The sequence below is a fragment of the Bradyrhizobium sp. genome (genome assembly GCF_019244115.1).
Taxonomy (GTDB): domain Bacteria; phylum Pseudomonadota; class Alphaproteobacteria; order Rhizobiales; family Xanthobacteraceae; genus Bradyrhizobium.
In genome coordinates this window covers 1-9,822 of sequence record NZ_JAFATE010000626.1, presented here as the reverse complement: position 1 = coordinate 9,822, position 9,822 = coordinate 1, and the positions used below count along the sequence as shown (strand labels likewise).

Genomic DNA, 9,822 nt, shown 5'->3' with positions numbered 1-9,822 from the left:
ATCGCCGGATCGAACACTTTTTGCGCCGGCTCGATCCAGTCGATCTCGCGCGCCGCCTCGCCCCAAAACCCCTCGGGATCCCGGAGCGAGCGGGCATGAACCTCGTGATACCGGCTGCTGTCCTGGACGTTCATGGGCGCACTCCCGAATGACTCTTTGCCTGATGCCGACGTGACTGGCCGCCGCGGGCCGAGCCATGATCAGGATCAATTTTGACCGATTTCATTGGGCCGCATTGTCGCGCGACGCGGTGGCATTTCAAGGCAGAAAAGCGTCGCGCGACGGCACCAATCTCTCCCAGTGGTCATGGCCGGGGCCTCGTCCCGCCTGCGGGGCCGAAGCCCCTTCGGCGCGGCGAAGGCCCGGCCAACCACGTCCTTGGCACAACAAGCAAGAAAGACGTGGATGCCCGGCACCGGTCTTCGCCTTCGGCTTCGACCCGGCACCTAAAGCAAGGCGCGCCGAAGCTCTTAGCGCAGGCGGCAAGGCGGGGCATGACGAAGCAAGCGGCAGAAGGTCGCTTCCAGCAACCTCCGGCTTCGATGCTAGAGTGGACGAGCTAGAAATGGCCTGCGAGGAGTTCTCTTGACGACGTTCGAATGGATCATTGCGCTGCTCCTGGGCGCCGTGGCGCTGGCTGCCCTGGCGCGCCAGATCAAGGTGCCCTACCCGACCTTCCTCGCCATCGGCGGCGCCTTGCTGGCCTTCGTGCCCTTGAGCCCGTCCTGGACTCTGGAGCCGCGGCTCGCCTTGGCGCTCTTCGTCGCGCCGGTGTTGCTGGATGCCGCCTACGACACCTCGCTGCGCGACTTGCGAAACAACTGGATTCCCGTGACGACACTGGTCGTCGCCGCGGTCGGTGTGACAACGGCCGTCGTTGCGGTGCTGGTGCATTGGCTGGTTCCGGACATGCCGTGGGCGGCCGCGGTCGCGCTCGGCGCCATCGTGGCACCGCCGGACGCCGCAGCCGCGACCGCCATCCTGCGCCAGGTCCGCCTGCCGTATCGGATGCTCAAGATCCTCGAAGGCGAGAGCCTGCTCAATGATGCAAGCGCATTATTGATCTATCGGGTTGCCATCGGCGCGGTGCTCGCTCAGCATTTGAGCTGGAGCGAGTTTGCACCGTCGATCGCGTTGGCCTTGGGGGGCAGCCTGGCATTCGGCTATCTCGCCGCCAGGCTATGGATGCAAATGACTCGGTTGGTCAGCGACGTGCCAAGCGCGATCATCCTGCAATTCGCCGGCACGTTTACGGTGTGGATCGTCGCCGAGCATGTCGCGCTTTCCGGCATCCTCACCATCGTCGCCTACGCTTTCACGATCTCCCGGGTCGCACCAGCGCGCACCCCCGCACGCGTGCGGGTGCCGTCCTATGCGGTGTGGGAAACGGCGGTGTTCATCCTCAACGTGCTGGCCTTCATCCTGATCGGCATGCAGCTTCGCCCGATCTGGATCCGGCTGGACGACACCGTGCGGTGGAATTACAGCGTGACCGCGGCCTGGGTGCTTGTCGCCGTGATCCTCGTCCGCATCGCCTGGGTGATGCTGTACGGGGCCACGCTGCGCACGCTGGTTGCCCGACATCTGTTCCGCCCGAAGAATCCGCGGGCGATCCCGACACTCCGAGGCGGCCTCGCCGTGTCCTGGTGCGGCATGCGCGGCATCGTGACGTTGGCCGCGGCCTTTGCGCTGCCCGAGAATTTTCCCCATCGCGATCTGATCCTGCTGGCGGCCTTTGCCGTCGTGCTGGGATCCCTGGTCATCCAAGGGCTGACGTTGCGTCCCCTGATCCTGGCACTGCACCTGAAGGACGACGATCCCGTCGGCACGGAAGTCGCCCGGGCGCGTGCCGCCGCCTATCGCGCCGCGCTCGACGAAATCGACGGAGATCGATCGGAGGAGGCCGAAATCCTGCGGCTCGAATATCGGGCGCTGCTACGCGCGGAAGGCGATGGCGGGATTGCAAGCGGCGAACTGCCTGCCGATCCGCTGCGCCGGCGCGCCCTTGGCGCGGCGCGGCGCTGCATCCTCAGGCTGCGCGAGGAGGAGGAGATCGGCGACGACGCCTTTCATCAGCTCGAGGAAGAGTTCGACCGCGCGGAACTGAGTGCCGAGACCGGGTGACTTGCCACCCCGATCACTGCCGCTCGAGCGCGAGCAGATGGTCGAGCCGCTCGCGCATGGTTTTCACGAGATCGAAACCCGTCCGGCCGAACGCCGCGTTGCGCTGCGCCAGATAATTTTCCTGCTCCCGGCGCAGCACGTGCGCCGCGCGCGCATCCGTGATGGCGGCGCGCTCGACCACTCTCCTATTGGCAGCATCGATCTCGCGGTCGAGATTGGCGAGTTCGGGACTGGCGCAGATCGCCTTTTCGGCCGCCCGACGCGCCGCGGCGCAGTTGAAGCTCGGCTTGTTGATCACGGCCATCAGCGCGCCCTGCCGCTCGAGCTCGAGCGCCAGCGACCTGAAATTGGCCCTCGCAGCCGCATGAGCCGGATCAAGCTTCAGCGCCGCGGCAAAGTCCTGCAGCGCCTTGGGTCGCTCCCCCTTCTTGCGCCAGAGCTCGCCGCGCGCGTTAAAGCTGTCGGCAAGCTGGGGCGCGAGCTGCAGCACGGTGTCGAGGTCGCCGATGGCCCGGTCGATCTCGTTCCTGCGCTCGAACACGCCCGCGCGTGCGATCAGGGCCTTGAGGCGGTCCGGCTTCGCAGTCTTGTCGTTGTCGATCAGCGCGCCGCACGCGGCCATGATCTTCTCATCGTCACTGGTCGCAACAGCAGCAAGGCATGGCGCGGGATCGAGGCGCGGGTCGGTGGCCGGCTCGACGCTGATCGCATGTGCCGACGCCAGCGCCACCAGCAACGACAGAACGACGATTGCACCCCTTCGCATTCACCGACCGGCAAGATCTCAGGACTGAGCAACCATATCAGGCGATGCGTATGGTTCCACGGCGGATTTGCGGCGATCGTTTGCGGTATTCGGATCAACTGCGCAGGTTGAGACGCTATTGGCCCGCTTTGCACGTGATACCGCCGTCGACGACGAGCTCGATGCCAGTGACGTAGCGGGATTCATCGGAGGCCAGGAACAGCGCGGCATTGGCGACGTCGAAGGCATCGCCCATGTGGCCCATCGGCACCTGGGCGTCGCGGACGCGCCACATCGCGTCCACATCGCCTTTGGCGTAACTCGCCGCCAGCCCCGCCGAATGCTCGACCATCGGCGTCTTCATCAAGCCGGGCAGGATGGCGTTCACCCGCACGTGCTTGGCGGCAAACTCGACCGCGGTGGTCCGCGTCATCTGGTTCATTGCCGCCTTGCTGGCGCCGTAGGTCACATAAGACAGGCCCATGTGGCGGATCGAGGCGATCGAGGAAATGTTGATGACCGAGCCGCCGCCCTGGCGCACCATGATCGGGACGACGTGCTTCATGGCGAGATAGGCGCTCTTCAGATTGACGGCGAAAACGCGGTCCCAGTCCGCCTCGGCGACCTCCACCACGCTGCCCATCTCGGCGATACCGACATTGTTGTCGAGCACGTCGATGCGGCCAAAAGTCTTCAGGCATGCGGCCACCATCGCCTCGACCTCGACGGCCTGCGACACGTCGGCGGTGAAAGCCGTCGCCTTGCCGCCCTCACTCACGATGATACCAGCCGTTTCCTCGGCAGCGGCTTGATTGCGATCGACGCAGAACACCTCTGCGCCCTGGCGCGCGAAGGTGACCGCGGTCGCCTTGCCGTTGCCCCAGCCCGGGCCGATCGAGCCCGCCCCGACCACGACAGCCACCTTGCCCTCGAGCCGGCCCATCAATGCCTCCCCGTCTTCTTGCGATCTGCTCGCCCGGAGGGCATTGGCCGAACGGGGCCGCAAGGTCAAGCCGTTCGAAAAGACCATCGACACTCGTTCCACGGCACTGGCCGGAATTTTGCTCTCCGCGGAGTGTTGGTTCTTGCGAACCCGCCCGTCAGAGGCCGGTCAATTCCGGGAGAACGCCACGATGAATCTTGCTCGCGCGATCCATGTTCCGCTGGCGGCGGCTGCGCTGCTGTTGCCGCTCGGCCTCGCCAATTCCGCATCGGCAAAGCCGTTCATGATCGTCGGCCTCGACGAAAAAATCCTCTGGGACGATGAGGGCAAACCAATCCTGGCGGCCGACGGCAAGGACCAGGTCCTAATCGTCGATCTCGCGAACCCCGAGGATCCCAAGATCGCGGCCAGCCTGCCGCTCAAAAATTCGATCGTCGGCCCGCCGGTCAATCTCGACATCGACCCTTCCGGTACGGTGGCGCTGATCGCCGACTCCATCGACAACGTCAAGGACGGCGACAATTTGAAGCAGATGCCGGACAACAAAATCTATGTGATCGACATGGCCGCCAGCCCGCCGAAGCTCGCGGCCACGCTGACCGGCGGCAAGCAGCCCTCGGGCTTGAGTTTCAGCCCGGACGGCAAGATGGCGCTGGTCGCCAACCGCGGCGACAACACGATCAGCGTGCTCTCGGTGAACGGCACCGACGTCAAGATCACCGACACCGTCGCAATGCCCGACAGCGTCTCCCAGGTGGTGTTCACGCCGGACGGCAAGCGGGCGCTGGCGACGCGTTTCCCCGCGCACAAGCTGTCCATCCTCGATATCGCTGATGGCAAGGTGACCTACAGCAAGCTCGACCTGCCGACCGGACAATGGCCCTATAACGTCGTGGTCTCACCGGACGGCAGGATCGCGCTGACCGCGGACAATGGCGGCTCGGGCTCCTCCGACGGCAGCGTCGACACCACGAGTGTCGTCGATCTCGAGGCCAGTCCGCCGCGCATCATCGACCGCGTCGTGGTCGGCGACGGGCCTGAAGGCATGGCGATGAGCCCGAAGGGCGACATTGCGGTCGCCGCGATCCTGCGCGGCTCCAACGCGAGCAAGAAGGCCTATTTCTACAACAAGAACGGCTCCCTCTCGATCCTGAAGATCGACGGCAAGAAGGTCACGAAGACCCAGGACATCGAGGTCGGCGGACTGCCCGAGGCGGTGCTGTTCACGCCGGATGGCAAGTACATCCTCGCCGGCAATTTTTTGACCGAAGACTTCTCGATCCTGAAGGTCGAGGATGGCAAGGTCACCGATACCGGCAAACGCTTCAAGGTACCGGGCCATCCGGCCTCGGCGCGCATGGGGCACTGACACCCGCTTCGGGGCCTGGTCGCGACGATGCACAGGTGCTGACAGCTTTGCCGTGCTGTCTTGCCCCGCTTTAAAGCGGGGCATCCAGTACGCCGCGGCCCCTCAGCTCATCACTGCCGTCTCTGGAATACTGGGTCACCCGCCTTCGCGGGTCACAATCGTGATAGCGGAGACAATGCGGTCAGCACGCCGTCACTGGAACGTCATGTCCTGGCATTTTGTGATGTCGGAGCCGAGGCCCGAGGCGATGGTAATGCAGCCGCGCAGCTTCTGCTGGCTGGTGTCGGCGACCCAGATCGAATAGCCGCCGCTTCCGAAGAACGAATTGGTGTTCGGCGGCTCGGTCTCGGTCGCATCGAACTCGTAATTGGCATCGTTGTCGAAGATCCGCTGCTTCTTCGAGCAGCTGCCATCGGTCTGCACGTTCAAGACTTCCTTGTTGTCGCGCGTCAGCGACAGCGAGACCTGGCAGCGGAAATACTCCGAGGTCTTGGCATTGAACAGATAGGTATAGGACTTGCAGGTCGCGGTGTTGAGCTTGCCGGCGGCAAGCCCCCGGCTGCAGGCGATCCTCTGGTTGTTGCTGAGCTTGAATTCGTCGGCGCGAGCGGAAACCAGCGTCAGGAGCGATACAGCAAGACAAAAAAGCAGCTTCACCACCCGGTTCATTCGAATCATCCCCGTCAATACTTTTTCTTCGACGAACGTTCTAAACCGAAAGCCGACGATAGACGCAAGGCGCGCGCACGGAAATCACAAACTCGCCGACACGATGTTGATACTGCCAGCAAGTATTGACGAGGAAACGACGTTCGTGATTTGTTCAAGAGATCGGGGATGGAGGTTCTGGAATGACGGGACATGCAACAAAGGCCCTTTTGGCCCTGGCGGCGCTCGGCGCCTCGACCGCGCTGGCATTAGCGCAAAGCGCCGAACCATGGCCGCTGAAGCCGGACATGGCCTACGCCTACGGCAAGGATGGAAAGCTGCTCGCCTACAAGATGGGGACCAGCAATGCCGGCGATCTGCTGAAGGGCGCCAAGAAGGTGCCGAAGGGGACGTTGTTCTTCATCGGCGCCAACGGGCAGCTCTACATGCGGACCGGTCCCTACCTCGAAGGCGACAGTTTCAAGTTCGGCCCGGACCAGTAACGCCGCTTGCGGCGAAACATCCTCATTCGGAGGGGGAGGGTGAAAGCTAGAACGACGCGGCCAATTCCTTCGCGCCTGGCTCCCGGCTGTTGGCATCCATGCGGCTGTCGGTGACCGCGAGCAGCTTGGCTACCGTGTTGTGGCGGATCGCGACCGGATTGCGTTCGTAGCCTGAGCGCTGAAAGAAGTTCGAGGTCGGCACCTGCTCGCGCATGGCAAGCGGCATCGTCACCATGTCGAAGCCGGTGCCGTCGCCGGTCAGGTTCATCATCTCGAGCTCAGCGGCGGTCAGCGGCCTGTCATAGCCCTTCGTGCGGGCGAAGAGCACCGACGTCAGAAGCTTGTGGGTCTGCAGCATCGGTCCGACATCGATGTCGAGCACCATGGCATGCATCGCCCAGCCCTGGGGCGTGTCGCCGATCTTCTCGTGCGCCGACCAGTCGTCCGGCACGGAACGCGCTTCGGCGACCATCTTTTTCAGGACGCCGATCTTGTGCTCCATTGCCCTGCGCGCCGGACCGGACAGGCTCAGCGCCTTCTGCGACAGAATCTTGATGAGCTCTGGCCCCTGCTCGGCGAGCAGCTCGACCGTGTTGGTGGTGAGCAGTTGGTTGTAGCCGATCGCGGTCGAGATCGCGCGGGTGCCGTGGAAACCCGACTGCGAGGCGTGCGTGCCGTTGCCGCCGGTCTCGAAAGCATAGACCCGCACCGCCTGCTCGCGCGTCAGCCCCGCAGACAACGCGAAACGGGCATAGGCGCGCTTGAACTCGATGTCACTCGCCGGCTGCTGCGGCGCCCATTGATAGGCGTCGGCCGCGGCCTTGATCAGGTCGGTAACGACGGGAATGTATTTGCGCTCGCCGGGCTCGCTCGGTGCCTGAGGCTCAGGATTGATCGGCCGCTTCGGGCCGGTATAGACCGGCGGTTGGGTGAGAACGTAGTCGTCGAGCGTGATCTGGACATGCTCGCGGCGCTTGGCGTTGCGGCCGCGCCGCTTCTCCGCGATCTGGCTCCAATAGGCGCCGGCCTCCTGGTCGAACGCGGCACGCGCCTCCTGATATTCCCGGAGTTTGCGCCGGTATTCGGCAATCGCCTCGGGCGAGGCGGCTTGTGCCATCGCACCCGTCGCGGCGTCTGTCGGCGGCGGCGCACGGTTCTCGACCGCGAGCGCGCGCGGCGCCGTCAGCGACAATGCGAACGCGAGGACGTGCAGGGTGGAGCGAATCGGTCTTGAGTGCATGCCCCGGTTGTACCCAAAACCGCGGCGACTTCCAGGCAGGCACCGGCAGTTCCACTTCACGGCTGCGCGCAATGGCCGGCGGCGCGGCACCACCCATCCGTCTCATGGTGCTTGACTGCGCTTTGCGCGAGCCCGATGACATGGCCGCAAGGAACCGGAACCAGCGACGATGATCGACAAGGCCGCCGCACAGCTCCAAGCCGACGGCTGGACAATCGTCGAAGCGACCGGGTTCATCCAGCTGGTCGGGCCGCTCTGGGAGCGCACGGCCAATGGCGAGCATGAATTTGCGCTCGTCACCCAGGACAAGCATCACAACCGGCGCGGCCTCGTGCAGGGCGGCGTGCTGATGACCTTTGCCGACCGCACCTGCGGCATGACCGCGCGCTACGTCTCGGGCAAGCCGACGCTGGCAACCATTCAGCTCGACACCCATTTCGTCGAAGCCGGCAAGATCGGCGAGACCCTAATCTCTCGGCCGCGCCTGGTGCGCTCGACCCGCAGCCTGATCTTCATCACGACCGAGATCACGGTGGAGACGCGCTGCATCGCCATGGCAAGCGGCGTGTTCAAGATCTTGCGGAGCGAATAGCAACCGGCGTCATTGCGAGGAGCGCCAGCGAGGACTTATCCGCCGAAGCTCGAAGAGCAAAGGCGGAAGCAATCCAGACATCGCGGTTTGTGGCCCTGGATTGCTTCGCTTGCGCTCGCAATGACGCTATTCTCTGCTTGAACCATGGGAGTAAACAACAGATGCAATACCGTCATCTCGGCCGCAGCGGCCTCAAAGTGTCGCCGATCTGCCTGGGCACCATGATGTTCGGCGGGCCGACGGACGAGGCGACGTCGTCGCGCATCGTTGCCAGGGCACACGAGGCCGGAATCAACTTCATCGACACGGCGGACGCCTATTCGAAAGGCGGTTCCGAGGAGATGGTCGGCCGCGCCATCTCCAACAACAGGCCGGGCTGGATCCTCGCGACAAAACTCGCCAACCCGATGGGCGACGATCCCAACCGCTGCGGGCTGTCGCGGCGCTGGGTGCTGCAGGCGGCGGAGGAAAGCCTGAAGCGGCTCGGCACCGACTACATCGACATCTACTATCTGCACAAGGAGGATCACGCGACGCCGCTCGAAGAGACGGTGCGCGCGATGGGCGAACTGATCCGGCAGGGCAAGGTGCGTTATTTCGGCGTCTCGAACTACCGCGCCTGGCGCGTCGCCGAGATCTGCAACATCTGCGATAGGATCGGCATCGACCGCCCGGTGGCGAGCCAGCCCTACTACAATGCGATGAACCGCATGCCCGAGGTCGAGCATTTTCCGGCCTGCGGCTATTACGGCCTCGGCATCGTGGCCTACAGTCCCTTGGCGCGCGGCGTCCTGACCGGCAAATACGACGTCGACGCAGCGCCCGGCAAGGACACGCGCGCGGGCCGCAACGACAAGCGGATGATGCAGACGGAATGGCGGCCGGAATCGCTGAAGCTCGCGCAGGAGATCAAGGCTCACGCGGAAAGCAAGGGCTTCACCGCCGGCCAGTTCGCGGTGTCCTGGGTGCTGAACTCCTCTTTCGTCACCTCCGTGATCGCAGGCCCCCGCACCGAGGCGCAATGGGACGATTACGTCCGCGCGCTCGAATACAAATTCACCGCCGAGGACGAGGCCCTGATCGACCGCCTGGTCACCCCCGGCCATCCCTCGACGCCCGGCTTCAACGATCCCGCCTACCCGATCGAGGGACGCAAGGCGCGGACGGCAGGGTGAAGTCATGGGCACTTCGGCGCATGAGGACCGCTACGGCCTGTCGATATCGACCGACTCAGCCGAAGCCGCCTCTGCCTATCGCGACGGCGTCGACCTGATGCTGTCGGCCTGGACCGGCACGGCGGAAGCCTTCGAGCGCGCCATCGCGATCGATCCGGATTTCGCATTGGCGCGTATCGGCCGCGCCCGCGTGCATTCGTTCTACCAGGAGGGCGAGGCGGCGCGGAAACAAGCAGGGCTCGCGCGCGAGACGGTCGCGCGCCGCGGCACCGCGCGGGAGCGAAGCCACGTCGCGACGCTGGCGCTGGCGGCCGAGGGCCAGCTCGCCGCCGCGCTTTCATCTGCGCTGAAGCATCTTGAAAGCTGGCCGCGCGACGCGATCGTGTTCTCGCTGCCGCTCGGCGCGTTCGGGCTGTTCGCCTTCTCCGGCATGGCGGACCACGACCAGGCGCGGCAGCAACTGTGCGAGCGCCTTGCCGCGCA

At 64.7% G+C, this 9,822-nt stretch carries 10 protein-coding genes and 1 pseudogene; 6 read left to right on the top strand and 5 right to left on the bottom strand.

Going from position 1 to position 9,822, the window contains the following annotated elements; genetic code table 11:
* Nucleotides 1-134 (bottom strand): acetyl-coenzyme A synthetase N-terminal domain-containing protein (locus JOZ76_RS27565; RefSeq protein ID WP_291704036.1); only part of this gene is annotated, 134 nt, incomplete at its 3' end.
* Nucleotides 135-585: 451 nt separating this feature from the next.
* Here JOZ76_RS27565 and JOZ76_RS27560 point away from each other — a divergent pair.
* Nucleotides 586-2,124: a cation:proton antiporter gene (locus JOZ76_RS27560; protein WP_291704034.1), complete on the top strand. Its 1,539-nt coding sequence runs from the start codon at nt 586-588 to the stop codon at nt 2,122-2,124.
* Between the two features lie 13 nt (nt 2,125-2,137).
* Here JOZ76_RS27560 and JOZ76_RS27555 read toward each other — a convergent pair whose 3' ends face one another.
* Nucleotides 2,138-2,890 (bottom strand): hypothetical protein, encoded by a 753-nt coding sequence (locus JOZ76_RS27555; RefSeq protein WP_291704032.1) that lies wholly within the window; start codon nt 2,888-2,890, stop codon nt 2,138-2,140.
* A gap of 115 nt (nt 2,891-3,005) precedes the next feature.
* On the bottom strand, nt 3,006-3,812 hold the full coding sequence (locus JOZ76_RS27550) for an SDR family NAD(P)-dependent oxidoreductase (RefSeq protein WP_291704030.1): 807 nt from the start codon (nt 3,810-3,812) through the stop codon (nt 3,006-3,008).
* Nucleotides 3,813-4,002: 190 nt separating this feature from the next.
* On the opposite strand from JOZ76_RS27550, the gene JOZ76_RS27545 reads away from it, so the two are divergent.
* Complete coding sequence (locus JOZ76_RS27545; protein ID WP_291704028.1) at nt 4,003-5,181, top strand: YncE family protein; 1,179 nt, start codon at nt 4,003-4,005, stop codon at nt 5,179-5,181.
* Nucleotides 5,182-5,373: 192 nt separating this feature from the next.
* Here JOZ76_RS27545 and JOZ76_RS27540 read toward each other — a convergent pair whose 3' ends face one another.
* Nucleotides 5,374-5,850, bottom strand: a complete 477-nt coding sequence (locus JOZ76_RS27540; RefSeq protein ID WP_291704026.1) for a hypothetical protein — start codon at nt 5,848-5,850, stop codon at nt 5,374-5,376.
* Nucleotides 5,851-6,032: 182 nt separating this feature from the next.
* On the opposite strand from JOZ76_RS27540, the gene JOZ76_RS27535 reads away from it, so the two are divergent.
* A complete protein-coding gene (locus JOZ76_RS27535; RefSeq protein ID WP_291704024.1) occupies nt 6,033-6,332 on the top strand; it encodes a hypothetical protein in 300 nt (99 codons plus the stop codon).
* A 46-nt stretch (nt 6,333-6,378) separates the two neighbouring features.
* On the opposite strand, the gene JOZ76_RS27530 is transcribed toward JOZ76_RS27535, so the two are convergent.
* A complete protein-coding gene (locus JOZ76_RS27530) occupies nt 6,379-7,572 on the bottom strand; it encodes a hypothetical protein (RefSeq protein WP_291704022.1) in 1,194 nt (397 codons plus the stop codon).
* A 169-nt stretch (nt 7,573-7,741) separates the two neighbouring features.
* Between JOZ76_RS27530 and JOZ76_RS27525 the strand changes: the two genes are divergently transcribed.
* The 3 genes and pseudogenes from JOZ76_RS27525 to JOZ76_RS27515 all read left to right on the top strand — a co-directional run.
* Nucleotides 7,742-8,164, top strand: coding sequence for a PaaI family thioesterase (locus tag JOZ76_RS27525; protein WP_291704020.1), 423 nt, complete (start codon nt 7,742-7,744; stop codon nt 8,162-8,164).
* A 161-nt stretch (nt 8,165-8,325) separates the two neighbouring features.
* On the top strand, nt 8,326-9,339 hold the full coding sequence (locus tag JOZ76_RS27520; protein WP_291704018.1) for an aldo/keto reductase: 1,014 nt from the start codon (nt 8,326-8,328) through the stop codon (nt 9,337-9,339).
* Between the two features lie 4 nt (nt 9,340-9,343).
* Nucleotides 9,344-9,822 (top strand): annotated as a pseudogene (locus tag JOZ76_RS27515) (tetratricopeptide repeat protein); the annotation flags it as partial.